Annotated in this window: 24 protein-coding genes; 10 read left to right on the forward strand and 14 right to left on the reverse strand. The window is 35.9% G+C overall.

Annotation, left to right across the window (positions count from 1 at the left end):
* Nucleotides 1-23: 23 nt before the first annotated feature.
* From ychF to CHRYMOREF3P_RS04175, 5 genes are all read right to left on the reverse strand, one after another.
* Nucleotides 24-1,115 carry a redox-regulated ATPase YchF gene (gene ychF / locus CHRYMOREF3P_RS04155; protein ID WP_077416726.1) on the reverse strand — a complete coding sequence of 364 codons (1,092 nt, stop codon included), beginning with the start codon at nucleotides 1,113-1,115 and terminating at the stop codon, nucleotides 24-26.
* Nucleotides 1,116-1,293: 178 nt separating this feature from the next.
* Nucleotides 1,294-1,845 carry a ferritin gene (locus CHRYMOREF3P_RS04160; protein WP_077416724.1) on the reverse strand — a complete coding sequence of 184 codons (552 nt, stop codon included), beginning with the start codon at nucleotides 1,843-1,845 and terminating at the stop codon, nucleotides 1,294-1,296.
* 270 nt (nucleotides 1,846-2,115) lie between these two features.
* A complete protein-coding gene (locus tag CHRYMOREF3P_RS04165) occupies nucleotides 2,116-3,729 on the reverse strand; it encodes a glycoside hydrolase family 10 protein (protein ID WP_180563925.1) in 1,614 nt (537 codons plus the stop codon).
* Nucleotides 3,730-3,858: 129 nt separating this feature from the next.
* The gene (gene typA / locus CHRYMOREF3P_RS04170) at nucleotides 3,859-5,664 is read right to left on the reverse strand and encodes a translational GTPase TypA (RefSeq protein WP_077416721.1); all 1,806 of its coding nucleotides are present in this window, start codon (nucleotides 5,662-5,664) and stop codon (nucleotides 3,859-3,861) included.
* A gap of 453 nt (nucleotides 5,665-6,117) precedes the next feature.
* Nucleotides 6,118-6,369: a DUF1294 domain-containing protein gene (locus CHRYMOREF3P_RS04175; RefSeq protein WP_077416719.1), complete on the reverse strand. Its 252-nt coding sequence runs from the start codon at nucleotides 6,367-6,369 to the stop codon at nucleotides 6,118-6,120.
* A gap of 118 nt (nucleotides 6,370-6,487) precedes the next feature.
* Between CHRYMOREF3P_RS04175 and CHRYMOREF3P_RS04180 the strand changes: the two genes are divergently transcribed.
* A complete protein-coding gene (locus tag CHRYMOREF3P_RS04180; RefSeq protein WP_180563926.1) occupies nucleotides 6,488-6,844 on the forward strand; it encodes a hypothetical protein in 357 nt (118 codons plus the stop codon).
* A 90-nt stretch (nucleotides 6,845-6,934) separates the two neighbouring features.
* Here CHRYMOREF3P_RS04180 and CHRYMOREF3P_RS04185 read toward each other — a convergent pair whose 3' ends face one another.
* Both CHRYMOREF3P_RS04185 and CHRYMOREF3P_RS04190 read right to left on the reverse strand, forming a co-directional pair.
* Nucleotides 6,935-7,612 (reverse strand): YceI family protein, encoded by a 678-nt coding sequence (locus tag CHRYMOREF3P_RS04185; protein ID WP_180563927.1) that lies wholly within the window; start codon nucleotides 7,610-7,612, stop codon nucleotides 6,935-6,937.
* A 110-nt stretch (nucleotides 7,613-7,722) separates the two neighbouring features.
* The gene (locus CHRYMOREF3P_RS04190) at nucleotides 7,723-8,034 is read right to left on the reverse strand and encodes a hypothetical protein (RefSeq protein WP_180563928.1); all 312 of its coding nucleotides are present in this window, start codon (nucleotides 8,032-8,034) and stop codon (nucleotides 7,723-7,725) included.
* Between the two features lie 439 nt (nucleotides 8,035-8,473).
* On the opposite strand from CHRYMOREF3P_RS04190, the gene CHRYMOREF3P_RS04195 reads away from it, so the two are divergent.
* Together CHRYMOREF3P_RS04195 and CHRYMOREF3P_RS04200 are read left to right on the forward strand one after the other, a co-directional pair.
* Entirely contained in the window at nucleotides 8,474-10,597 is a 2,124-nt protein-coding gene (locus tag CHRYMOREF3P_RS04195; RefSeq protein WP_180563929.1) for a Tex family protein, read from the forward strand.
* Between the two features lie 42 nt (nucleotides 10,598-10,639).
* Complete coding sequence (locus CHRYMOREF3P_RS04200; RefSeq protein ID WP_180563930.1) at nucleotides 10,640-11,290, forward strand: HAD family hydrolase; 651 nt, start codon at nucleotides 10,640-10,642, stop codon at nucleotides 11,288-11,290.
* Nucleotides 11,291-11,358: 68 nt separating this feature from the next.
* Here the strand turns inward: CHRYMOREF3P_RS04200 and CHRYMOREF3P_RS04205 are convergent, their stop codons facing one another.
* The 3 genes from CHRYMOREF3P_RS04205 to CHRYMOREF3P_RS04215 form a co-directional block, all read right to left on the reverse strand.
* A complete protein-coding gene (locus CHRYMOREF3P_RS04205) occupies nucleotides 11,359-12,930 on the reverse strand; it encodes a M20/M25/M40 family metallo-hydrolase (protein ID WP_180563931.1) in 1,572 nt (523 codons plus the stop codon).
* Nucleotides 12,931-13,304: 374 nt separating this feature from the next.
* On the reverse strand, nucleotides 13,305-13,481 hold the full coding sequence (locus tag CHRYMOREF3P_RS04210) for a histone H1 (RefSeq protein WP_047377485.1): 177 nt from the start codon (nucleotides 13,479-13,481) through the stop codon (nucleotides 13,305-13,307).
* A 265-nt stretch (nucleotides 13,482-13,746) separates the two neighbouring features.
* Nucleotides 13,747-15,168, reverse strand: a complete 1,422-nt coding sequence (locus tag CHRYMOREF3P_RS04215; RefSeq protein WP_180563932.1) for a PLP-dependent aminotransferase family protein — start codon at nucleotides 15,166-15,168, stop codon at nucleotides 13,747-13,749.
* Nucleotides 15,169-15,285: 117 nt separating this feature from the next.
* Between CHRYMOREF3P_RS04215 and CHRYMOREF3P_RS04220 the strand changes: the two genes are divergently transcribed.
* From CHRYMOREF3P_RS04220 to CHRYMOREF3P_RS04230, 3 genes are all read left to right on the forward strand, one after another.
* A complete protein-coding gene (locus tag CHRYMOREF3P_RS04220) occupies nucleotides 15,286-15,801 on the forward strand; it encodes a hypothetical protein (protein WP_180563933.1) in 516 nt (171 codons plus the stop codon).
* A 195-nt stretch (nucleotides 15,802-15,996) separates the two neighbouring features.
* Entirely contained in the window at nucleotides 15,997-16,911 is a 915-nt protein-coding gene (locus CHRYMOREF3P_RS04225) for a helix-turn-helix domain-containing protein (protein ID WP_180565749.1), read from the forward strand.
* 88 nt (nucleotides 16,912-16,999) lie between these two features.
* On the forward strand, nucleotides 17,000-18,205 hold the full coding sequence (locus CHRYMOREF3P_RS04230; RefSeq protein WP_077416700.1) for an MFS transporter: 1,206 nt from the start codon (nucleotides 17,000-17,002) through the stop codon (nucleotides 18,203-18,205).
* A gap of 17 nt (nucleotides 18,206-18,222) precedes the next feature.
* Here the strand turns inward: CHRYMOREF3P_RS04230 and CHRYMOREF3P_RS04235 are convergent, their stop codons facing one another.
* Nucleotides 18,223-18,576 carry a DUF488 domain-containing protein gene (locus CHRYMOREF3P_RS04235; protein ID WP_180563934.1) on the reverse strand — a complete coding sequence of 118 codons (354 nt, stop codon included), beginning with the start codon at nucleotides 18,574-18,576 and terminating at the stop codon, nucleotides 18,223-18,225.
* Nucleotides 18,577-18,730: 154 nt separating this feature from the next.
* Here CHRYMOREF3P_RS04235 and CHRYMOREF3P_RS04240 point away from each other — a divergent pair, with 154 nt between their 5' ends.
* Nucleotides 18,731-19,258, forward strand: a complete 528-nt coding sequence (locus CHRYMOREF3P_RS04240; protein ID WP_228408871.1) for a MarR family winged helix-turn-helix transcriptional regulator — start codon at nucleotides 18,731-18,733, stop codon at nucleotides 19,256-19,258.
* The gene (locus tag CHRYMOREF3P_RS04245) at nucleotides 19,255-20,097 is read left to right on the forward strand and encodes a universal stress protein (protein WP_077416696.1); all 843 of its coding nucleotides are present in this window, start codon (nucleotides 19,255-19,257) and stop codon (nucleotides 20,095-20,097) included. The genes CHRYMOREF3P_RS04240 and CHRYMOREF3P_RS04245 overlap by 4 nt, the downstream gene beginning before the upstream one ends.
* Nucleotides 20,098-20,126: 29 nt before the next feature.
* Here CHRYMOREF3P_RS04245 and CHRYMOREF3P_RS04250 read toward each other — a convergent pair whose 3' ends face one another.
* Together CHRYMOREF3P_RS04250 and CHRYMOREF3P_RS04255 are read right to left on the reverse strand one after the other, a co-directional pair.
* Nucleotides 20,127-20,723: a Crp/Fnr family transcriptional regulator gene (locus CHRYMOREF3P_RS04250; RefSeq protein ID WP_077416694.1), complete on the reverse strand. Its 597-nt coding sequence runs from the start codon at nucleotides 20,721-20,723 to the stop codon at nucleotides 20,127-20,129.
* 106 nt (nucleotides 20,724-20,829) lie between these two features.
* A complete protein-coding gene (locus CHRYMOREF3P_RS04255) occupies nucleotides 20,830-21,186 on the reverse strand; it encodes a winged helix-turn-helix transcriptional regulator (protein WP_077416692.1) in 357 nt (118 codons plus the stop codon).
* Between the two features lie 117 nt (nucleotides 21,187-21,303).
* On the opposite strand from CHRYMOREF3P_RS04255, the gene CHRYMOREF3P_RS04260 reads away from it, so the two are divergent.
* Together CHRYMOREF3P_RS04260 and CHRYMOREF3P_RS04265 are read left to right on the forward strand one after the other, a co-directional pair.
* Complete coding sequence (locus CHRYMOREF3P_RS04260) at nucleotides 21,304-21,906, forward strand: FMN-dependent NADH-azoreductase (protein ID WP_180563935.1); 603 nt, start codon at nucleotides 21,304-21,306, stop codon at nucleotides 21,904-21,906.
* Nucleotides 21,907-22,169: 263 nt separating this feature from the next.
* Entirely contained in the window at nucleotides 22,170-22,586 is a 417-nt protein-coding gene (locus CHRYMOREF3P_RS04265) for a RidA family protein (RefSeq protein ID WP_180563936.1), read from the forward strand.
* Here CHRYMOREF3P_RS04265 and CHRYMOREF3P_RS04270 read toward each other — a convergent pair.
* Nucleotides 22,583-23,887 (reverse strand): M20 family metallopeptidase, encoded by a 1,305-nt coding sequence (locus CHRYMOREF3P_RS04270; protein WP_180563937.1) that lies wholly within the window; start codon nucleotides 23,885-23,887, stop codon nucleotides 22,583-22,585. The two genes, CHRYMOREF3P_RS04265 and CHRYMOREF3P_RS04270, sit on opposite strands and share 4 nt — an antisense overlap.
* Nucleotides 23,888-24,183: the final 296 nt, after the last annotated feature.

Consider the following 24,183-nt stretch of genomic DNA (forward strand, 5'->3'; position numbering starts at 1 on the left):
TATAAACGAACTTTAATATTTTCTTATACATTGAATCTAAAGTGCATGATGTCTCCATCCTGTACTATATATTCTTTACCTTCTACAGAAAGTTTTCCGGCTTCTTTAATCTTTACTTCAGAACCGTAATGGATATAATCATTATACTTGATTACTTCTGCACGGATAAATCCTTTTTCAAAATCTGTATGGATTACTCCTGCAGCCTGTGGAGCGGTCCATCCCTGTCCAATAGTCCAGGCTCTTACTTCTTTCACTCCGGCTGTAAAATAAGTCTGAAGTTTCAAAAGATCATAAGCTTTTCTAATCAAACGGTTAACTCCCGGCTCAGTAAGACCCAACTCATCAAGGAAGATTTCTCTTTCTTCAAAAGTTTCAAGCTCGTTGATATCAGCCTCGATCTGTGCTGCCAATACTACTACTTCAGCACCTTCACCTTTAGCCATTTCTTCAATCTTAGCAATCCAGTCATTTCCGTTTTTGATAGAATTTTCATCTACGTTACAAACGTAAAGTACAGGCTTATTGGTTAGCAACTGAACTTCTCCGATAATTGATTTTGCAAAATCATCAGTCGCAAATTCTCTTGCATTTTTACCATCCTCAAGGAATTTCTGTAAGTTCTGAAGGATTTCGTAAGTAAGAATATCCTCTTTCTTTCCTGACTTGATGAATTTCTTAGCTTTTTCAACTGCTTTTCCTACTGTTTCAAGGTCTTTCAGCTGAAGCTCTATATCAATAATTTCTTTATCTCTTAAAGGATCTACTGAACCTTCAACGTGGATGATATTTCCGTTATCAAAACATCTTAAAACGTGAATGATTGCTTCACACTCGCGGATATTAGCCAAGAACTGGTTCCCCAATCCTTCTCCTTTGCTGGCTCCTTTTACAAGACCTGCAATATCAACAATCTCAACTACCGCTGGTAAAACTCTTTCAGGTTTTACGATTTTCTCCAGTTCAAAAAGTCTCTGATCCGGTACAGAAACCGTCCCAAGGTTCGGCTCAATAGTACAGAAAGGATAGTTTGCTGATTGAGCTTTTGCATTACTCAAACAGTTAAAAAGAGTTGATTTACCTACATTCGGCAGGCCTACGATTCCACATTTCATATTGTAAAATTCAAAGTTTAAGGTTTAGGGCAACCCAAGGTTTCTCCAACTTTAAACATTGAACTCTGAACCTTGAATTACGAGTGTGCAAAGATAGTGATTTTTGAGGGAGTTTCATAATAAAAAAATCTGTCAATATTCTGACAGATTTCCTAAAGGTTCGGATTCACCGGCTGTTTTATGGATTATTTCCCGTAGCATTCTGAGCCAGCGGGACATCATTCGGTGCTTCCTGTAAAGTTTTATCTAAAGTAAATAAAGATTCATCGGTAGCTCTGTCACCACCAGCGATTTTTAATTTATCAATTAAGTTTTGAGCTAATGTTTCTTCTTCAATCTGTTCCTGTACAAACCACTGCATAAAATTCCAGGTTGCCCAGTCTTTTTCTTCCATGGAAAGATCTACAATTCTGTAAATAGCGGTTGTATTGTCAACTTCATGTTTAAAAACGCCATCAAAACAAGCTGTAAGAGATTTCGGATCTGCAGGAGGAGCAGGAATAGCGTTTACTTTTGGTTTTCCACCTCTGTTTAAAATGTATTCCATGAATTTGATTGAGTGATTTCGTTCTTCCTGGGCATGACGGTAAAGAAAGTTGGCAATCCCCTGATAACCTTTATCATCGGCCCAAATTCCATAGGATAAAAAAATGTGTGATGCATGAATCTCCTTATTCATCTGGTCACTAAGTGCTTTTTCCATATTGGTGGAAAGTCTTTTAGTATTCATAATGTTATATTTTGGTGATTATGGGATGAATCATGCAAAAATGATTCCGATGCAATTTATATTTTAAACATAATTATTTATTTAAATTTTTATTTAATTGAAAATCATTATTTTAAATTAATAATTTATAGTTATTCTAAAATAAAAACCAGTTTTCAAGTAGAACTGGTTTTTAAATTTATAACTGAGATTGCTTCCTCTTACGGTTCGTAATGACTAATAGTAGATAGAAGTTTTCAAATTAACTTTTTTGCCTTTTATCAAAAAATACTATTTAATTTTTCTGGCGATATAGTCACTTTCATTTCCTAATCTGTCAATGGCTTTTATAGCAACTGCACTCAGCTTTTTACCGTCTTTAAATTTAGGAATGTCTTTTGAAAGGGTATCTAACGTCAAAATTTCCGTTTGCCATACTCCATTGTATTGTGTAAAAAGAACCCACTGGAAAACATCAGCAGCATTTTTCGTACTCCAGCTTGTCTGTGCGAAGCTTCCGTTGTCTGCAATAAACAATGTAGGAGTTTGCAATGGAACCGCTTTTATCCATGGCGATTTTGGTACTAATGCTTTTTCACTGTACGGTCCGCTTTTCAAAGCAGGCAGCATATTTGGATTTTTCGTAAGCCCAGCAATACTCCAGTGAATTTCTCCGGCATCATTTTTCAGAATATTTCGGGAAATTGCAATCTGATTTTTGATTTCCGTAGGACGGTCTGATACTTTGATCTCAACAGTATTTAATCCCGGCCATAAGTGACGGTTCATAGTATTTTCAGACTGCCACCAGCTTAACAGGGCTTCAAAACTCTGTCCTTTGGAATCGATGGGCCAGTAAAGTTGTGGTGAAAAATAATCTACCCAGCCTTTATTTAACCATAATTTAGCATCTGCATACAGCTCGTCATACTGTGAAGATCCTACAACTCCAGCAGGATATCCAGGTTTCCATATTCCGAACGGGCTGATCCCGAATCTTACATTATTTTTTTCTGCATGAATTTCTTTGTAAATACGTTCTACAAATTTATTCACATTATCTCTTCTCCAATCTGCTCTGGATAAGGTACCGCCACTGCTTACATAAGCGTTCCAGGTAGCATTATCGGGAAAATCAGCACCTCTGTTATAGGTGGCATAAGGATAGAAATAATCATCAAAGTGAACGGCATCAATATCGTATCTTTTTACAATATCTTTCACCACATTGGATACGTGCCCTTGTGTTTTTGGATTAGCAGGATCAAACCAGTACATCCCGTTTTTTAATCTTAAAACAATATCGGACAGTTTATTGGCCATTGACAGACTATTCACGGCACCACCATTGGCATGGTGTGCACGATAAGGATTTAACCAGACATGCAGTTCCAAGCCTCTTTTATGAGCTTCTTCTATCCAAAACTGAAGTGGGTCATAGTTCGGAGAAGGTGCCTTTCCTGTTTCGCCGGTCAGAAAGTAAGACCAAGGTTCAATATTACTTGTATAGAGGGCATCTGCAGAAGGTCTGATCTGAAAAATAGCAGCATTGAAATTGTTATCTTTCAAGATATCAAGCATACTGATTGCTTCTGCTTTTTGCTGTTCCACCGTAAGATCATTTCTTGACGGCCAGTTGATATTGGCTACACTCGCGATCCATGCTCCACGGAATTCTCTTTTGATTTCCGGAAGATTGGTTCTGAAATTTTCTTCAGTTGGAGTTGTTGTCCCTGTAGTTGGTTTTGTTATTACAACAGGCGCTTTTGGTGGAGTTGTATTGTTAGTGGGTTTTGTTGGATTCTTCGTGGAAGGTGTTTTTACAACATTGTTCTGTACGGAACATGAGGTGTAAGATGCAAAAACGCCCAATAAAACGATAAGTTTTAATTTATTCATTCTCATAGTCACAACACTACTTTAAAATTTATTTTTTATTTGTCAGAGATTATTATGCCAAAATAAGCATTTTAATGGGTTTATATAGAAAAAGCCTCGAAAATCGAGGCTTTGATTTTATGTATAAGATTTTTATTATGCTTTTGCAGATCTTTCTACTCTTTTTCTTTCTTCTTCAGAAAGTAATTTCTTTCTCATTCTGATAAAGTTTGGAGTTACCTCAATTGCTTCATCAGCCTGGATGTATTCCATACATTCTTCAAGAGAGAATAATATTTTTGGTGCAACACCTGTATCTTTATCTTTTCCAGAAGCTCTCATGTTATTCAACTGTTTTGCTTCAACGATGTTTACTACCAAGTCACCTGGCTTATTTTGCTCACCGATAACCATACCTGCATAGATCTCCTCACCTGGATCAACATAGAACTTACCTCTATCCTGTAATTTAGCGATAGAATATTCTGTAGCTGGACCTTGAGTTTTGCTGATCAATACACCATTACTTCTTCCAGGAATAGCTCCTTTGAAAGGCTTATATTCTGTGAAACGGTGTGCCATAATAGCTTCACCTGCAGTAGCTGTCAACATTTGAGAACGCAATCCAATCAAACCTCTTGAAGGAATTTCGAATTCCATGTGCTGCATTTCACCTTTAGTTTCCATAATGTGAAGGTCTCCTTTTCTCTGGGTCGCCAAGTCGATAACTCTTGAAGCATATTCTTCAGGAACGTCAACAACCAAAGATTCATAAGGCTCACATTTTTCTCCGTCGATTTCTCTCAAGATAACCTGTGGCTGACCAATTGTCATTTCGTAACCTTCTCTTCTCATTGTTTCAATTAAAACTGACAAGTGAAGAATACCTCTACCAAAAACCAAGAAAGTGTTTGCATCATCCGTCTGCTGAACTCTTAATGCTAAGTTTTTCTCTAATTCTTTGTATAATCTTTCTTTAAGGTGATTTGAAGTAACATATTTACCGTCTTTACCGAAGAAAGGTGAATTGTTGATAGAGAACGTCATGTTCAACGTAGGCTCATCAATTGCAGTTCTTTCCAATGGTTCAGGATTTTCAAGATCTACGAAAGAGTCTCCAATCTGGAAAGCATCAAAACCTACTACAGCACAGATATCTCCTGCTTGTACTTCAGTTACTTTTTTCTTCCCTAATCCTTCGAAAACGTATAGTTCTTTTACTTTTCCTTTTACAATTTTTCCATCTGCCTGAGCAAGACCGATCCATTGAGATTCTTTAAGTTCACCTCTTGTTACTTTTCCAATTGCAATTCTTCCTAAGAAAGAAGAGAAATCTAATGAAGTAATCTGCATCTGAAGGCTTCCTTCCGTTACTTTCGGTTCAGGAACATATTGTAAAATACCATCTAATAATGGCATAATATCTTCAGTTTGCTCTAAAGAAGTGTTGAACCAACCTTGTTTTGAAGATCCATAGAATGTAGGGAAATCCAATTGCTCTTCTGTAGCTTCAAGATTGAAGAATAAGTCAAATACCTTATCGTGAACTTCGTCAGGACGGCAGTTTGGTTTATCTACTTTATTGATTACCACTAATGGTCTCAATCCTAGTTCCAATGCTTTCTGTAGTACGAATCTTGTTTGTGGCATTGGTCCTTCGAACGCATCTACCAACAAAATAACTCCATCAGCCATTTTCAATACTCTTTCTACTTCTCCACCAAAATCGGCGTGACCAGGAGTATCAATTACGTTAATTTTTGTGTCTTTATAAGTAACAGAAATATTCTTGGATAAGATTGTGATCCCTCTTTCTCTTTCAAGATCGTTGTTATCCATAATTAACTCCCCACTCTCCTGATTTTCTCTGAAAATGTTGGTAGCGTGAATGATCTTGTCAACCAAAGTCGTCTTCCCGTGGTCAACGTGTGCGATAATCGCAATATTTCTAATGTTTTGCATAAAAGATTTTTACGGGTGCAAAAGTAGTGATTTTTAATGAAAAAATATTTACTTATACAAATATTTAATATTATGTTTAAAATACTTATTTACAAGACAATAAAAAAAGAGTGTTCCAAAAACACCCTTTAGTCTATCTATATACAGATTTGTACTTCACATGGATCTACTGCAGGCGGTTCTCCACAAATAATGTCAAATTCACCACAATTGCTGGAAAATCCGGTTCCCCAACCCCATCTTACAGCACATGTATCTGCATCTTTACATCTCACCATTCCTTTAATGATTCCTCCCTGAACTGAAATGAAATCAGTTCAGGAAATTTTTCTAAGATTTCTCATGTTGTTTTATTTATTTGTTATTAGCCTGATAAAATTATTAAAAAAAACGTAACAACAATTATTTATTACAATATTTAACATTAAAAAAAACAGCATAGCTTACTTTATATCAATATCTTATCAATCTGTAAAAAAGTACCAGGTCAATTAAAACCACAATAAAAAATTTCACAAGAAATGATTTTTTGGAAACTTTATGATTGAAAATAATCATTCCAGAGGCTGCTCCTACAACACCTATAAGAGATATTCCTAAAAGCATATTTTCTGAAATTCTCCATTGCTGTTTTTTGGCTTGCCATTTATCAAAACCGAAGACACCAAATGTAATAAGATTAGCTATGAATAGAAAAGGAATCATTTTAAAATTAATTTAAAACAAAAATAAAGTTTAATTTATATATAGGAAAATCCCGGAATTTAAATCAAGATACAGAATAAGATTATTTAAATTTGCCCTCCGTTAAAAAAACAAATTAATGACAGTACACGATCTGGCGGGAAGCTATGCTATTGAAGGAAGTAACCAGGAAGAGGCTTCGCAGGCTTCTTATCATGGTATATTAACCTTATCCATAGATGAAAACAACCGTATTATTGCTCAATGGGTTATTGGTGATCATCTGCAAAATGGTACAGGATTTTACAAAGACCATATTTTAGTCATCAACTTCAATTATGAAGGAGACGATCATAGCATCTATAAAGGAGTTGCTGTATACCGCTGTCTAAGTAAGGATATACTGGATGGTTTCTGGTCTGAAAAACATGGTAATCCTCTGTATCTAGGGAGTGAATATTGTGTGAGAATTCAGAATTCAAAAATTTTGAACTGATTTCTTTTTAAAAAGGGTAAAGAATGGTTTTAAAAATAAAAAGAGCTGCCTTAATCAAGACAGCTCATTAGTTATTAAAGTTTAAATAACTTATTTTTTAGCTTTTACATCGATAGCAATTTCGATATCTTTGCTGATCATCCATTCTGCCGGATCTGCTTCTGAAGTACCAAACTTAAGTCCCCAATCAGCTCTGTTTACAGTAAATTTAGCCTGAATAGCCGCTGAATTTTCTGCTACATCTACTTTAGCAGGGAAAGTAACATTCAATGTCTTTCCTGATAATGTAAGGTTTCCGCTTACTGTCTTATTAGCTCCTGCTACTGCATCTTTCGGTGCTTCTTTCAAATCTACAACACTTGTAATTTTGAAATCTGAGGTAGGGTTTTTCGCTGTATCAAAGAAATCAGGAGTTTTCAAGTGAGTTTCAAGGTCTGCAGGTTTTTTATCTTTTTCTGTTACTGAAGCCGGATCTACCTTAATAGAGTTCATATCGATTACGAAGTTTCCTGCAGAAACCTGACCTCCGTCAACACTGATATCTCCAGATTTTACAGTAAGTGTTCCCCAACGAGGTGCCATACCTCCTTTATGGAAAGCTTTCCAGTTTACTACTGAACCTACTGTATCTACTGCAAGTGTTTCACCTTTGCTCTCTGCTACGGTTTGTTCCTGAGCTGTAGCAGCAGTATCTGCAGTTTTTCCTTTATTACATGATGCCAAAAGCAATCCTACTCCTACTAATGCAATTACGCTAATTTTTTTCATATTGAACTGTTTTAAAAAAGTTTATTGAAATTTTGTTGTTTTCGGGTACAAAAATAGAAAAACCTATTCGGAGGCACCTTATCATACATCAAGAAATACAAAATTATATATTATTTGCAATTGTAAACCCATTTACGAGACACCTCTCTTCTGTATTGTGAGTCATAGCTGCTAAAGAATTCCTGATTCTTTACCGTTTCATTTCTAAAGCAATCTTCAGCATTGTCTTCCTGAAGATCACCTTTAGCAATCCATCCTGTATCGGAATAATCTGTATAACTGCCATCATGTTCATTTTTTAATACAACAATCCGTTCATACTCCTGTACCTTACACTTGCATATTTTAGGCTCTTCAGGCTCTCTTTGATAACAAGACGCTAAAAAAGAACAGCAAATGAATAATGTAAATATTTTTTTCATGTTATTAGTTTTGATATTATAAAAACATAAACTAAGTAAAATATTTAAATACAAAACCACAGTAAATAGAAATTTAAAAATTAATTTTCAATCACTTAAGATTACATTCATAAAGGCCGAAGATAGATTTTTAATTTATTTAATACAGGAAACCATAAACTTACACCAACGATTTGTCTAAACTTAAATCTTTATATAATCTTCATTGTTTATAAGTACAGTTTTACAACAATGATGATGCAAAGAAGTATAAAGTTATTATAATAGGATATGATAAAAACAATGATACTCCGCTTTATTATAATGAAGTACTGCCTTAATTAATTTTAAGTTTTTTATTACAGCCTGATTGCATTTTGTTGTAATCAGGCTTTTTTATAGCTGTATTTTATTTTTTTCTCATTCCAAAACGCTATTTTAGCTATCCGAAAACAGAACAATGACGACCGTAGAATTTATACAAAAACAGCTCAATATTTCTGAGAAGAGCATCAACAATACTTTACAATTATTAGCAGAAGACTGCACTATTCCTTTTATTTCGCGTTACCGAAAAGACAAAACCGGAAATCTTGATGAAATACAGATCGAACAGATCTCAAAGATCAGTAAGCAGTTTGAAGACATTGTCAAGAGAAAAGAGTCTATCTTAAAATCTATAGAAGAGCAGAATGCTTTAGCCCCTGAGCTTCAACAGAGAATTGAAGACAGCTTTGATATTCAGGAGCTGGAAGACCTTTATCTGCCTTTCAAAAAACGTAAAAAAACAAAAGCTGATACCGCCAAGGAAAAAGGATTGGAACCTTTGGCAAGGATCATTATGAGTCAGAAAAATAATGACATTCAGTTTCTGGCTTCAAAATATCTGAATGATGAAGTTTCCTCTGAAGAAGAAGCGCTTCAGGGGGCAAGAGACATCATGGCAGAATGGATCAACGAAAATATGTATGTCCGCAAGAATCTCCGCAGACTCTTTCAGCGTAAGGCGGTTGTTACCTCCAAAGTTGTAAAAGCTAAAAAAGAGGAGGAAGACGCCCAAAAATTCTCCCAATATTTCGAATGGGAAGAAAGTCTCAGCAGAACACCTTCTCACAGACTTCTGGCGATGTTAAGAGCAGAAGCTGAAGGTTTTGTAAAAACGAATGTAGGGATAGATAAGGAAGAAGCCATCGATTTTATTGAGAAAGCTATTATCAAATCCAATAATGAAAGTTCAGAACAAATTGCTATAGCGATAAAAGACAGCTATAAAAGACTTCTGGAACCTGCTATCTCCAATGAAGCTCTACAGGAAGCCAAAGAAAAAGCAGATAAAAAAGCGATTGAGATTTTCTCTGAAAACTTAAGCCAACTTCTACTGGCTCCTCCTTTGGGGGAGAAAAGAATTCTGGCAATAGATCCGGGATACCGAAGCGGATGCAAAGTAGTGTGCCTGGATGAAAAAGGAGACTTACTGCACAATGAAACTCTTTACCCTCACGCTCCACAGAATGAAAGCGGGATGGCTATGAAAAAGATCCGTTCTATGGTGAATGCTTATAATATTGAAGCGATCTCCATTGGTAACGGAACGGCAAGCCGGGAAACAGAATTTTTCATTAAAAAGATTGCTTTCGATAAGCCGTTGCAGGTTTTTGTAGTTTCAGAAGCCGGAGCATCAGTGTATTCTGCCAGTAAAATTGCAAGGGAAGAGTTTCCAACATATGATGTAACAGTGCGTGGAGCCGTTTCCATCGGAAGAAGACTTTCTGATCCGCTGGCTGAATTGGTAAAGATTGATGCCAAATCTATTGGGGTTGGACAATACCAACACGATGTAGATCAGACTCAACTGAAAAATGAACTGGATTCTACAGTGATGAAATGTGTAAATTCTGTGGGAATTAATTTAAATACAGCAAGTAAATCGCTTTTAAGCTATGTTTCCGGAATTGGAGAAAAAATGGCTGAAAACATTGTCAATTATCGTGCTGAAAACGGAGCATTTGAAGACAGAAAACAGCTTAAAAAAGTTCCTAGACTTGGAGAAAAAGCCTTCCAGCAAGCAGCCGCATTTGTAAGAATTGCGAATGCCAAAAACCCACTGGATAATTCCGCTGTACATCCTGAAGCTTATGGGATTGTAGAAAAAATAGCCAAAGACTTAGGCATTAAAACTGATGAGCTGATTGCCAATAAAGAAAAAATAGCTCTGGTAAAACCGGAAAGCTATATCACAGGAGAAATCGGGATCTTAGGAATCAAGGATATTTTAAAAGAGCTTGAAAAGCCGGGTCTGGATCCAAGAAAAGCTGCCAAAGTATTTGAGTTTGATCCTACAGTTAAAAGCATTAAAGACTTAAAAACAGGCATGATTCTCCCCGGAATTGTCAATAATATTACGGCTTTTGGATGTTTTGTGGATCTTGGAATAAAAGAAAGCGGATTGGTTCATATTTCCCAGTTGAAAGACGGCTTTGTATCGGATGTCAATGAAGTAGTAAAACTTCACCAGCATGTACGTGTAAAGGTAACAGAAGTAGATGAGGCGAGAAAAAGAGTGCAGCTGAGCATGATTTTGTAATTTTCGGCTGTAAATTAAAGTATAAACCACAAAATATTTATTTTGAACACAAAGAATTTAATTTTCGATCTTGACGGAACATTATGGGATTCCAGAGCGACAATCATTAAAATATGGAATGAAGTTTTAGGCAGGCATCAATTGATCCAAAGAGAACTTAAACCTGAAGATATGGATCAATATATGGGATTATTGGCTCATGATATTGTAAAAGATATTATTCCGGGCATTTCAGATCTGCAAGCTCAGGAGCTTCTCTCTGAAATTGTTGCCAAAGAAAATGAAATACTGCACATACAAGGAGGAATTTTATATGAGGGCGTAGAAAATACTTTGAGAAACCTGGCTAACACCCACTCTCTGTTTATCGTAAGCAACTGCCAGAACGGCTATATTGAATCATTTTTAGACTATTATCAGTTCAATAATCTATTCGTTGATTTTGAATCTCATGGACGGACGCAAAAACCAAAATCTGAAAATATACAGCTCCTCATGGAAAGAAATCATTTAACCCTTGAAGATTCCATATATATTGGTGATACCCAAACTGATTATGATTCCGCACTGACAAATGGATTACCGTTTATTTTCTGCAAATACGGATTCGGAAAGCTGACTGATTCACTTTATGAACCATCAATTCTTACGTTTTCGGACTTAATACCCCATATTTCCGATAGTACAAAATAATGAAATTTCATACAATTAAAAAGGCTGCCCATTGAGGCAGCCTTTACTTTTTATATAGTAGAAAATTTTTATTTATAATCCTTAGAACTTCTTCTAGGCTCTTTTACTTCCGGCCATTTTACCGTTTCCCCTTTATCATCCTGAGGCATTACCCTCTTTTCCCTGTTGCTGAATTCAGGATCTTCGGAAGCCATATAAGCTAATGCTGCAGTTAAAATCACATTATTTTTCACCTCATCGAAAACAATTTTGTCATACGTATCTTTCGTTGTATGCCAGGTGTACCCGAAGTAACCCCAGTTCAGAGAGCCCAAGGAAATACCGGGAACTCCTGCTGCTACAAATGAAGCATGATCAGAACCTCCTCCACCAGGCATTCCAGGAAAATCCGTTTTAATATGATTTCTTACCGCTTTTGGAACCCCATCCAGCCATCTTCCTACATAGTCATAAGCTTTTACAAACCCCTGACCGCTGATATTGACAACACGTCCGGTCCCGTTATCCTGATTAAACGCAGCCTGCACTCCTTTAATAATCTGAGGATTATCCGCCACAAAACCTCTTGAACCGTTTAATCCCTGCTCTTCGCTTCCCCAAAGTCCGATGACGATAGTTCTCTTGTTATTAGGATAATATTTTTTCAGAATTCTCATGGTTTCCAGCATGGTGATTGTTCCTGTTCCATTATCTGTAGCGCCCTGAGCTCCATCCCACGAATCAAGGTGAGCAGAAAGAATAATGTATTCATCAGGTTTTTCTTTTCCTTTGATCATTCCGATTGTATTAAAGCTTTTGGCTTCAGGAAGTATTTTAGACTGGGCATCAATTTTTATTTTAGGCTGAGTGCCCTTTTCTGCCATCCTGTAAAGCATTCCGTAATCTTCCACATCAATATCAATCATTGGAATTTTGGATGTTTTGGCACCAAAAATTCTGTTAGCCCCCATGATTCCTGTCCAGTTTGAAATAGCAATTCCTGCCGCCCCTGCTTTCTCCAACGCTTCTGGAAGGCTGTTATTGTCATATCCGATATTCTTCACATAAGCAGTAAAATCTTTAGCCACCTGTTCTTTCTCTGCTTTAAGTTTTTCATACAATTCCGGTGTAGCAAATTCTTTGATCTGCTCATCAGAACGTCCGATTTTCTGGTATTGTGCCATCAGTACTATTTTTCCTTTTGCAGAAGGAAGCCATTGCTCAAATTCTGCTTTGGAAGATACTTTTGGAAGAATAATAACTTCTGCCTCAATTGCTTTTTTAGTAGCCGGGCTCCATGCAAGCTGTGTAGCAGCCAGAGATTTTACACGCGGATATGTCATATCAACATGAGTAGTACCTCTCTGCCATCCTTTCCATGTTCCAAACTGCTGAAGATTGGCATCTACTCCCCATGAACGAAGCTTATTGGCACTCCACTCATTTGCTGCCAGCATTTCGGGAGTTCCTACAAGACGCGGTCCGATCCCGTCAAGCAGTTCAGATGCCAGGTTTTCCAGCTGGGAATTATTATTTACTTCATCTACAAAACTTTTTACGATAGGGTTTAGCCTTTCTTTTGGGTCCACCTTTACCTGAGCCCAGGAAAACTGGGCAGCCAGCACTACTGCAGGCACTGCAAAAAATCTATTTATCCTCATAATATATATTGATTGGTTTAAAGATAAAGGAAATTAGGGAGATGATGAAAAAATAAGCCTAAAAAAGAGGTTTTCTAATGATATTATCTATATTTTCACATGAAAATAATAACAAAAATCCACTGAAAATTATAATTTATAAAAAACTATCAATATGACAGCTTTAATGATGTTTGGATTAAAATTAGTTAGTCGCGTAAATATATATATTCAGAAGTGTAAGGAAAGCAAGAGTTATGCTTAAAATATTTAATGGTGAATATTGAATAACAGCAAAACCTCATAAACTGGGAGTTTTAACCCTATTTCAAATTCAAAACGTATTGTATTGAGGGGATAAAAAAAGCCGGCTTCAAAAGCCGGCTAAAAGTAAATTATTTTTTAGCTTCTTCTACAGAAACTTTTCTGAAGTCTTTGAACAGTTTGCTTAGTTCTAAAGCTGCTTTACGAGCTCTTGTACCAGCTGCTTTGTTACCTTTTTCTGCTTGTTGGTTTGCCTCAGTTGTGAACGCTTCAAATTCTGCGTTGATTTTTTCAATTAGTTCTTTCATTTATTTAAAAATTTAGGCTGCAAATATAGGTTTTATGGCGATTCCAGCCTAGCTGGAGTGAAAAAAGTTTAAGCTAAATGGCTAAAATATTCACTTCCACCTCTATAAAAGTGCATTTTTGGATGGTTTAACACCTGAAAACGATCATAGAACACGATTACAACCCTTATCTGAGGACTTCTGAAAGGAATTTTATTTCGCTTATTTTTTCATTATTTGGGTTTCTAAATCTTCATTTTTAGATCTTTTACTTTGAATAAAGTTCTTATGTTGCAAGAAACAATTCCCGAGCCTTTTCACCTGCTTTCTGTAATAAAATAATACTTTCAGAAGTAATCCGCTCTGCAAAAACAATCCGGAAATGAAATTGATATTTATCTGTAAAAGAAAAAGTGTTCCCGGGAGTAAATAAAATCTGGTGCTTTTCACAGTATTCATAGAACTTTTCCATATCTGTGTTCTCCGGAAGCCGCCCCCAAATAGTGTATCCGCCCTGAGGTCTGTGAAAATAAGAACCTTCGGGGAAGGAATTTCTTAAAGCATCCAACACCTGAATAGCCTGCTGGTTGAGCTTTTTCCGGAATGAACGCAAATGTCTTTCATAACTGCTTCCTTGCAGCAGTTTTAAAACCAGTTCCTGATAAATGGGTGAAACCGTCCGCCCTAATGTAAACCTGACTCTTTCGGATTTTGCATAAAAATTTCCAGCATAAAGCCAGCCTAAACGTATTCCCGGTGCCAATGTTTTTGAAAATGATGAATAGGTCATCACGCTTCCGTTTTTATCCAAGCTTTTTATAGAGTGGGGTCTTTGTTCATCGAAATAAAGATCGGAATACATATCATTTTCAATGATACACAACTGATGAGTTTTTGCAATACCAAGAATTTCTTTTTTTGTTTCGTCATCCATCATCATTCCTGTTGGATTATGAAAATTCGGAGTTATAACAAGAGCGCGGATGTTATTTTCCTGACAGACTGTTCTAAAATATTCCGTATCAAAACCGCTTCTGTAGTGTATGGGAATCTCTATCACTTTCAGTTCCAGATGAGCAATTACTTCCAGTACGGAAAACAGACACGGACTGTCAACAGCGACCACATCTCCAGCTTTGGTGACCGATTTCAAAGCGATTGTGAGTGCCTGTAGTGCACCGTCTGTAATGATTATTTCATCAGGATTTAAAGTACTGCCGTAAGTTCCCATTTGTTTTGCAATCTGTTTCCTTAATGTTTCCAGGCCATTTGACGGGTAATACCTGAGCAACGATGCTCCTTTTTCACGAATCACTTCCTGCATCGTTCTGAGGATGAGTTTCTGCGGAATCAGCAAATCTCCGGGAACAGCTGTGTTGAAAGAACTGGATTCCGAGGTCCTTTTGGAAGTCAGCATCATACTTTTCATAAATTCTGCATCTCTTACTACAACAGGCAGTTTTGTTCTGATTTCCGGAATATTCTCTTCCTGAATTTCTGCAACAAAATATCCTGACCTTGGATAGCTCCTGATTAAACCTTTAATCATAAGGTATTCAAAACCACTTTGTACAGAGCTTGTACTAAGCTTATATTTTTCTTTAATTTCCCGAACAGAAGGAAGCCTGTCTTTTTCCTGCAAAATCCCACTGTGGATTTGCTTCTCAATGACTGCTGTAAAAATTTCGTACTTATAAGATTTCGCCATAACACATCAACTGTACTGAACAAATTTACAAAAATACATTTCTGTACCGATGATATTTTAGCGAACTGTATCCTTTTTGAACAGATTAATCTTATAATTTTGAATAAAAAAGATCCCATGGATATCATTTCAAAATTTACAGTAGGTTCTGAAGAGGGAATTTCTGATCTTATAACCATTATTGATTCTTCCGTTTATACACTGCATAAAGACTTTGTAAGTGAGGAAAACATTAAAAAATATATTCACAATGAAATAGATCCGAGAAAGATGATCAACGACCTGAATGATCTTTCCAATCAGCTGATCATGACGTATGCAGATCAAAAACCTGTCGGATACAGCATTATAAAAAGTGGTTCTCTGCATCCTGGCATACCGGATGGCAAAAGAGCAACAGAAATCAGTTTTGTGATTCTTTCAGCGTTTGATTTTCCTGAAACAAGGCAGTCACTTTGGAAAAAATGCAGATCAGCTGTGAGCTTCACAGATATCCTTTGGATTAATATGCTTGATCATAATCCGCTTTCGGAATTTTTAAAAGAGTCTGGGTTTGTACCTACTATCAGTTCGAAAGCTGGTCCATTTCAGCTTCCATCACATATTTTGGAACTGGAGATTAATAAAGGCTAGTACAATCTTTTTTAACCACTGATTTTACAGATTTTGCGTATATTTTATAGCGCTTACGTATATCTCATCATCAATAGATCTTTTTTATATTGATGATATTGAGGAAGGCTATTATTCTTATTTTTATTATCTCACTTAAAATAATTTTAAATGAGTAATAGTTTGCCTATCTTTGATTTTTATAATTTTTTACTTATGAGTGATCAGCTGGAAACCATAGAGGATTATTACAAACGTATCCGTAAGAACCAGATCAAGATGTTTGATTCTGAGGATTTTGAAATGGGTAAATCCCACTTCAACATTTCGATGCGGAAGTACTGCAGTTTTAAGAGTCCTTACAACCGCCGTGATTATTATAAAATCAGCTTTATCATTGGAAAAGGAACCATTCATTATGGCACCCATCAGCTGTATATTGACCGTCCGGCACTATTCTTTCCTTCTCCAAGCATTCCCTACTCCTGGGAGTGTGACAGCGATCTCCAAGAAGGGTATTTCTGTCTGTTCAATCAAGAATTTTTTAATGGAAATTCAGAATTTAATCTGTTCAAAAAGACTTCAATGTTCAAAGAATGGAGCAAGCCGGTAGTTTTTCTGACCGAAGAGCAGACCCAGCTGGCCACCCTCTATTTTGATCAGATTTACAAAATGAATAATTCGGCCTATCCTTTCCGTTGCAGCAGTATCAAAAGCAACCTGGCTTCTGTTATGCATTTGGCATTGGAAAACCGCATGGAAGACATCAATCCTAATGAACTTCCTGCAAACGTGCGTTTATACAGATTATTTGATGAACTCCTCAACAAGCAGTTTCCTTTGGACTCCCCTGCTTATCCGCTTGCGTTAAAAACTCCTTCGGACTTCGCTGATCATCTTAATGTGCATGTCAATCATCTGAATTCCTCGGTGAAATCTGTAACTCATCTTACTACAACACAGATTATTAAAGAAAAGATGTTTGAAGAGTCTAAAAACCTGCTGAAGTATACCAATTGGGATATCGCTCAAATTGGCTATACATTAGGTTTTGATCAGCCTGCTCATTTTAATAACTTTTTTAAAAAACATGCCCGGACTTCACCATTAAAATTTAAGAATTTATCCTAATATTTGATTTTTGTAATTTTTACTTTGTCTTTTAAAATTCACTTTCATATTTCTTGACTTATTTTTGCATAGTAAAAAATGAATGAACATGTTGAGAGAAGCATCTGAAAAAAGAATCAGATTAATTACCATTATGGCTTTCGTGTCTATACCGCTTTCGGGGTTTGTCACGGATATATATTTACCATCGTTCCCTTCTATGGCCAAAGAAATGATGGTTTCAGAAAAAGATATCCAGATCACTCTGACCTCATATCTGCTGAGCTACGGAATTTCTCAATTGTTTGTAGGAGGAATTCTGGACAGTATCGGCCGTTACCGTCCGAAATTGATTGCATTGTTCTTATTGATCCTGACGAGTATTTTAATTACGATGACCAACAGTATTTTACTGATCTGTCTGCTTCGTATTCTTCAGGGTGCGGCAGTTTCGGTTCTTGTTGTGGCAACGCGTGCTATTTTTGTAGATATTTATGATGCAGAGAGGGTAAAACATTATTTGAGTTACTTTACGATTGTCTGGTCATGCGGTCCTATTCTGGCTCCGTTCCTCGGAGGTTATCTTGAGAAAATTTTTAACTGGCATGCTAACTTTTATTTTCTGGCTGCCTATGCCGGATTTTTGTTCTTGTTTGAGTGGTTCTTTAGTGAAGAAAGCCTTCCTCAGAAAAAGAAACTGGATCTTTCGGAGAATATCAGTCTTTACAAAATGATGCTTAAAAACAGGATTTTCATGCTGGGAATTTTCATTTTGGGATTGAGCTACTCTATTGTTATGTTATTTAATATTACCGGACCGTTTATTATTGAAAATACCTTCCATTTTACACCCGTAGTTATCGGATACTGTACATTAATCCTGGGGTTCTCATGGATGATTGGAGGTTTTATCGGGAAGCGTAGACTGACCCTTGATTTCAAACCAAGAATACTACAGCCTATCCTGCTTCAGCTTATCCTGATTGCAGGGCTGATTATCACGAGCTATTTTGCAGAAAGCCTTTTCATTATGATTCCTTTTGCCTTTTTTATTCACATCTGTTCCGGAATTTTATTTACCTCCTTTTTTACGACAAGTATGCTTTACTTTCCTAAAAATGCAGGAACAGCTGGCGGATTGATGGGTGGATTGGTATATGTAATCACTTCAATAACGAGTTTTATCATTTCGGTAAGTGGAACTGTTAATGAACAAAAAGACCTTTCCTGGCGTTATCTGATCATCGCATGTTTCCTTTTCGGAATCATCATTATCATGAATAAAGCCGTAAAAAAAGAAAAAGCAGGGATTTAATCTCTGCTTTTTTACTTCTATTTTATACTTTCCAGATATTCTTTTAATATAATTGCATGGCAATGTTCTTCATCTTTTGCGGCATACAGAAGTGTAATTTTTTCCTGATCTTTATGGCGTTTCAGAAAGTCTTTGCCAAGATCAGCTTCATGGAGTTCTTTCCTATATTTTTCCGAAAATTTTGTCCATAATTCAACTGAATGATGAAACCATAGTCTTAACTCTGTTGATGGTGCCAGATCTTTCTCCCACTCATTGAGATCGGCATTTTCTTTAGAAAGTCCTCTTGGCCACAAACGGTCTACCAATACACGATAGTCATCGTTTGGAGATGGAATTTCATATACTCTTTTTAACGCAATTACAGACATTATTCTTGTTTTTAAAAACTTCTAAGTTATCAGACTACAAAATTTGTTCCTGCGCGCCTGTTTTCCTATTTCTTATCTCTTGCTGTAGAATACTTTATTTTCAATTAGTTTTAATTAAAACTAATTTTTCGTATATTTGTTAGGGTAAGCAGTGATGAAATTCTTTCAGACCACCTCTTACCTTGCCATATCATTATTATACAACATGCCTGAAAAACAAAACAATATATCAGAACTGGCTCTGGAGCTTGGCCTGGCAATGAGTGAAATGAAAAGCCGGCTTCGACAGAAGATTCAGACCACGATTAATGAATATGATCCGGATCTTTCTTTTGAACTTATTGAAATTCTGGGCCTGCTTTCACGTAATAATGGTATCAACCAGCAGGAAATAGGAAATAAAGTAAGCAAAGACAAATCAAGCATTACTTATCTCATCAACAGCCTTGTAAAACGTGATCTTGTTGAGCGGATTGCTGATAAAAATGACAGAAGAAATAAACAGGTCTTTTTGACTCCGAAAGGTCAACAGATTATAGAAACCGTTTATCCGTGGGCATTGGATCTTTACAAAAAAGCGGCTGGAGATATTGATACGGAAGAGATTTACAAAGCGCTGCTTCTTGTAAAAAAAATGACAGCAAACCTGGAAGAATCAGGACCAAAACATAATACAATATGAGAACAATCCTTGTACCCGTTGATTTTACATCAACTACGGAAAATGCAGTAAGAGTTGCCGCAGATTGGGCAAAAACCTACGAATATCAAAACATTATCTTACTCAAAACAGCAGGAGAATCTGAGTTTGATTATCTGCATATTGCAGAAGGACATTCATTTGTGAATGAAGAAAATGTCAATAATTTACTGCAAAGGACAGAATCACTATTTGATCAGTTAAGCAGTATTATTACAGAAAAGTCACCTGAAATTAAAGTTTCCAGGATATTAAGCGACTGGGCTCTTACCAGAAGCATCAATGAACTTTTAAAAAACCAGCCTTCTGTAGAGCTGATTATCCTGGGAAGTGACGACCAGACTTCTTCTACTGAGAGCTTTGTTTCCGAGAATATTATCAGCATTGCAAGAACGAGTCCTGTGAAGACCTTAATTGTTCCCAACAGCTATCACTACACTCCTATCAAAAATATATTTATTCCTTGTGATATAAAGGGAATTAAAAGATTAGAAAGATTGTTTCATCACAAATCTGTTATCCACAAACAGGATGTACGTCTGATGTTTTTGAATATCAATACCAATGAGAAAGAGGATGAGGACAAAAAAAGAGAGCTGGAAGAGTATATTCGTGAACGTTTAACGGAGATTCCAAGCAGTATTCATTATTCTCATGATGAAAATGTTATTAAGGGAATTCTGTCCTTTGCAGCCTCTAATGAAGCGGATCTTATTATAGCTTTGCCAGGTCAGCATAGCTTTCTGTATTATCTGGCAAGCAGAAGTATTTCTGAGGGAATCTACCAGAACACCCATCAGCCCGTACTTATTTTAAAATAATAAGGTTTTTAAAAATGAATGCGTAAAAGCTAATAATAAATTTTAGTACTTTCAATTTTAACAAGTTCCTGTTCCTGCATTTTCTTGACATACCTGATCACCGTTTCTACCCGAAGACCGGTTAAGGTAGCTATTTGCTGTCTGGTATAAGGAATCAGAAAGGAATAGGTTTCTTCGAATCCGAAATAATTTTTAATATGATCAAAAAGCTTTGTAAGCTTCACAATAGGATCTGAAATAGCAAGAAAGCTGGAAATCATAAATCTGAAATGCATTCTGGCAGCCATATATTTATTAATCTCCAGCATTAAATCCGGTTTTTCCAACAGTATCTGCAGAAATTTTGCTTTGGAAATCTTAATAATCTCACACTCAGTAATGGCAATAGCATTGATTGCATAATAATGATCTGTAAATAAATAGCTTTCACCAATGCAGTGTCCATCAAAAGGGAATCCATGAACAAATTCTTTTCCGTCTTCTAAAAAAGTATTCAGTTTCACAGTACCATACCTGATCTGGAAATAATATTTAGCTACAGTTCCTTCTTTAAAAATAATATCTGCCGCATCATATTTTTCCAGAATGGCTCCCCGGGAAAATAATAAGTCTTCATATATAATCATCTTGCCATTATTAATTTGAGTAAAAATACTTAAAGTATAAGCAATGTTGCAACTGATCAAATACCAAAGAAAAAATGATTTTTGACATCAACACTACTCTTTTTTATTATGCTGTAATTTTCTTTTTATGTTTTGTACCCCAGTCTGCCAGAGCAGCAATCACATCTTTCAGGGACTCACTGTATTCTGTAGGAACATATTCTACCAACACCGGTTTCTGATCGGTAAGAACAGTTCTTTCAACTAAATGATTCACTTCCAGCTTTTTCAATTCGCTGGACAAGACTCTTGCCGAGATTCCATTGATGGTTCGCTGTAATTCATTGAAGCGGGTATGTCCGCCTAAAATAGCAATCATTACTCTAATGGTCCACCTGCCCCCCAAAACATATAAAGCATCCTCAGTAGCAGCCAGATGCGTACTGCATTGCGGCCTTGAATACACTATTTTTTCTTCTTCCATTGTCTCTGTTTTATCTGGTTACTAACCTAAATGTTATTACTAACCTTTTGGTAACTACTATATTTTTATTAGTAAATATAGATAATTTTGAAACATCAATTTTAAAAAAAAATAAAAATGAAACGAGTACTTCATATTATCTCTAGCCCAAGAAGCGAGTCTTCCATCAGTAAAAAACTGGGAAATGCTGTTGTAGAAAAAATCACGGCAAAATATCCTGACAGTGTTTTTAAAAAACGTGATCTGGCCAACCCGCTTTTTCCTCATTTAGAAGAAAGCCATATCAATGCATTTTTCACTCCGGCCGAAAACCGTACTTCTGAGCAGTTGGAAACGGTAAAGCTTTCTGATACAGTAATTGATGAACTTCATGAAGCAGACATCATCATCATTGAAGCTCCACTATACAATTTCAGTATCACATCCACTCTTAAATCATGGCTTGATCACATTGCGAGAGCAGGAAAGACGTTCAGCTACAGTGAAAATGGTCCCGAAGGTCTGGTAAAGAATAAGAAAGTATACCTTGCTTTTTCAAGTGGCGGAGTATATTCAGAAGGAGAAAGACAGGCCTACGATTTTGTAGTTCCTTACTTAAAGCAAACTCTTGGATTTATGGGAATGACTGATATTTCTGTTGTTCGTGCAGAAGGTCTTTCTGTTCCGGTTATTCAGGATACGGCGCTGCAAAAAGGGATTGAAAGTATTGTTGTAGAGTAAAAAATTAAAAATGCTGTCTCAAACTGTCATTCTGAATGATATAAAATATAATGAAGAATCTCATCTGAGCGAGTGTCAAAAAGATTCTTCTTTCGTCAGAATGACAAAAACTAAATTATTTGGTTTTTGAGACAGCATTTTTTTACTAAGCCTTCATTATCATTGAAAAAGTAATCTATACAATTAAAAGAATATTTTCCTCAACATATGTAAAGACTTTCCTTGTTTTTATCTCTCATTTTTACTGGATTAAAATAAAAATTATGGAAAATAATAAACAACCTCAGCTGATCAATCCTGCAGAACTGTTTAATCCTGGGCCTTATGGTTTTTCACACAGTATTTCTGTGAAATCTCCTTTCCAGATGTGTTTTATATCCGGACAGAGCGGCGGTACAGGAGAAAATCATCTGTTGGCTGATGATTTTAAAATACAGGTTCAGAATGCTTTGAAAAATTTAAAAATCGTTTTACAGAGCCATTCTATGACGTTTGATAATGTTGTAAAAATCACTCTTCTTATCGTTGATCACAACCAGGAAAAACTTAAGATATGGGCGGAAGAAGCTAAGAAAGTATGGAAAGAATCATTCTTGCCTACAAGCACACTTATTCCTGTGAACCAACTGGCTTTACCTGGGATGTTGTTCGAGATAGACGCCATTGCGGTGAAAAATTAATTCCTGTTAAGACGTTCAATAAGTAACGATGAAAAGCTTCTTACTCCGGTTCTGATACTTTCTTCATCTACCTGAAAGTTAGGAGAATGATTCATGGCAATCACTCCTTTTTCAAAATTGGAACCTCCTAGAAAAAAGTAAACGCCTGCTATTTTCTGTTGAAAATAAGAGAAATCATCATTAAAAAATGGAACCTGTCCATAATCTATAGCAATTGTATTTTTTCCATAGAGATTCTGAAGAATTTCCGTGGCTGATTTTGTAAGCTTTTCATCATTGATAACCGTTGGATTTCCCTGTACAAATGAAACAGAAAGAAGCTTGTCTTTATATCCGTTATCTTCTATAATTTTCTGAACTCCAGGAATTATTTTATCTAAATTAGAAGAATTCGTCTCATACAGATAGGTTTCAAAAAAGGACTCATTATTCTTAGAATAGGCCGTAAATTTTCCATCCATGAACAGATAGTCTTTAAAAATAGTATCAGGATTTGCCAAGCCAATTTTAGAATCAATAATAGATTGTAGTTCCCAGGGCTTAGCTTCAGGCTGAATACGGTAGAGAAAATTACTGATCTTTTTCGTTAACCCTTTTGTTTCATCTTCGGATAATCCATTTTTTAACTGAATCCTTATTTTCTTCTGATAGGCAAACATTTCATTTGGTTTCACCATTATCTGTCCTACAGGTATGGCCGTTACATGCAATCCATATATTTCGTCAGGATTTATTATAGAAAGCAAGCCTTTATCCAACATTTCTTTAGCTCCCTTGAAAGTTTCTTCTTCAGGTTGAAATATAAAATAGACGGTTCCTTTTAAGGATTTTTTATTTTTTGAAAGAACTTCAGCAATTCCTAATCCAACCGCCATATGTATATCATGACCGCAGCCATGCTGAATACCTTTTATTTTCGATTTGAAAACTTCAGGATCAGGATAATCATTGGGTAGTGCATCCATATCTGATCTCCAGACTATTTTTTTGCCTTTTTGATCTCCTTTCAGAATCCCTACAACGCTGTAACCATATCCACCGGTCTTAACTTCCAACCCCAGATCAAGTAAATATTGTTTAATTCTTTCCTGAGTTTGCTTTTCATAACCTGCCAATTCTGGATTTTCATGAAATTCTCTTCTGATATTAACCAATTTATCAAATATCCTGTCTGTTTCAATCTGAACAGATTGATGGATATTGTTGGTAGATTGAGCAACTGCCTCCTCCTTTTTGTTTGATCCTTGTGCAGACAATGTCAGAGAAATGAAACACAGTACACTAAAAGTAAGTTTTTTCATGGTTATAATTTATACGTTTATCAGGGTTTATTTCAACAGATAAGTACAGAATAACTTTTATTATTACACTTTACAGCAATATATTCCCTGATGTCTAAAGGTAAGATTATTTCATTTTTAATTAAAAAAAATAATTACATCTCACACAATTTCAATATTTTATTTTCACAAATGAGACTTCTAATACTCTTTTTAAGGGTAATAAATCCTACCCTATTATTTAAAATAATTCTAAACTAGGTGAAAACACAGCGCTTTAAAAACACCATGAATAAAGGATTTGTTACAAAAAATTA

It is taken from the genome of Chryseobacterium sp. JV274 (assembly GCF_903969135.1).
Taxonomy (GTDB): Bacteria; Bacteroidota; Bacteroidia; order Flavobacteriales; family Weeksellaceae; genus Chryseobacterium.

Excerpts from the sequence above, each read along its gene's own strand:
- CHRYMOREF3P_RS04195 (WP_180563929.1), top strand. The coding sequence starts at position 8,474 with ATGACGACCGTAGAATTTATACAAAAACAGCTCAATATTTCTGAGAAG.
- CHRYMOREF3P_RS04175 (WP_077416719.1), bottom strand. The coding sequence starts at position 6,369 with ATGATTCCTTTTCTATTCATAGCTAATCTTATTACATTTGGTGTCTTC.
- CHRYMOREF3P_RS04255 (WP_077416692.1), bottom strand. The coding sequence starts at position 21,186 with ATGGAAGAAGAAAAAATAGTGTATTCAAGGCCGCAATGCAGTACGCAT.
- CHRYMOREF3P_RS04190 (WP_180563928.1), bottom strand. The coding sequence starts at position 8,034 with ATGAAAAAAATATTTACATTATTCATTTGCTGTTCTTTTTTAGCGTCT.
- CHRYMOREF3P_RS04185 (WP_180563927.1), bottom strand. The coding sequence starts at position 7,612 with ATGAAAAAAATTAGCGTAATTGCATTAGTAGGAGTAGGATTGCTTTTG.
- CHRYMOREF3P_RS04225 (WP_180565749.1), top strand. The coding sequence starts at position 15,997 with ATGAGTGATCAGCTGGAAACCATAGAGGATTATTACAAACGTATCCGT.
- CHRYMOREF3P_RS04270 (WP_180563937.1), bottom strand. The coding sequence starts at position 23,887 with ATGAAAAAACTTACTTTTAGTGTACTGTGTTTCATTTCTCTGACATTG.
- typA (WP_077416721.1), bottom strand. The coding sequence starts at position 5,664 with ATGCAAAACATTAGAAATATTGCGATTATCGCACACGTTGACCACGGG.
- CHRYMOREF3P_RS04165 (WP_180563925.1), bottom strand. The coding sequence starts at position 3,729 with ATGAGAATGAATAAATTAAAACTTATCGTTTTATTGGGCGTTTTTGCA.
- CHRYMOREF3P_RS04245 (WP_077416696.1), top strand. The coding sequence starts at position 19,255 with ATGAGAACAATCCTTGTACCCGTTGATTTTACATCAACTACGGAAAAT.
- ychF (WP_077416726.1), bottom strand. The coding sequence starts at position 1,115 with ATGAAATGTGGAATCGTAGGCCTGCCGAATGTAGGTAAATCAACTCTT.
- CHRYMOREF3P_RS04160 (WP_077416724.1), bottom strand. The coding sequence starts at position 1,845 with ATGAATACTAAAAGACTTTCCACCAATATGGAAAAAGCACTTAGTGAC.
- CHRYMOREF3P_RS04235 (WP_180563934.1), bottom strand. The coding sequence starts at position 18,576 with ATGTCTGTAATTGCGTTAAAAAGAGTATATGAAATTCCATCTCCAAAC.
- CHRYMOREF3P_RS04205 (WP_180563931.1), bottom strand. The coding sequence starts at position 12,930 with ATGAGGATAAATAGATTTTTTGCAGTGCCTGCAGTAGTGCTGGCTGCC.
- CHRYMOREF3P_RS04265 (WP_180563936.1), top strand. The coding sequence starts at position 22,170 with ATGGAAAATAATAAACAACCTCAGCTGATCAATCCTGCAGAACTGTTT.
- CHRYMOREF3P_RS04230 (WP_077416700.1), top strand. The coding sequence starts at position 17,000 with ATGTTGAGAGAAGCATCTGAAAAAAGAATCAGATTAATTACCATTATG.
- CHRYMOREF3P_RS04215 (WP_180563932.1), bottom strand. The coding sequence starts at position 15,168 with ATGGCGAAATCTTATAAGTACGAAATTTTTACAGCAGTCATTGAGAAG.
- CHRYMOREF3P_RS04180 (WP_180563926.1), top strand. The coding sequence starts at position 6,488 with ATGACAGTACACGATCTGGCGGGAAGCTATGCTATTGAAGGAAGTAAC.
- CHRYMOREF3P_RS04260 (WP_180563935.1), top strand. The coding sequence starts at position 21,304 with ATGAAACGAGTACTTCATATTATCTCTAGCCCAAGAAGCGAGTCTTCC.
- CHRYMOREF3P_RS04240 (WP_228408871.1), top strand. The coding sequence starts at position 18,731 with ATGAAATTCTTTCAGACCACCTCTTACCTTGCCATATCATTATTATAC.
- CHRYMOREF3P_RS04210 (WP_047377485.1), bottom strand. The coding sequence starts at position 13,481 with ATGAAAGAACTAATTGAAAAAATCAACGCAGAATTTGAAGCGTTCACA.
- CHRYMOREF3P_RS04250 (WP_077416694.1), bottom strand. The coding sequence starts at position 20,723 with ATGATTATATATGAAGACTTATTATTTTCCCGGGGAGCCATTCTGGAA.
- CHRYMOREF3P_RS04220 (WP_180563933.1), top strand. The coding sequence starts at position 15,286 with ATGGATATCATTTCAAAATTTACAGTAGGTTCTGAAGAGGGAATTTCT.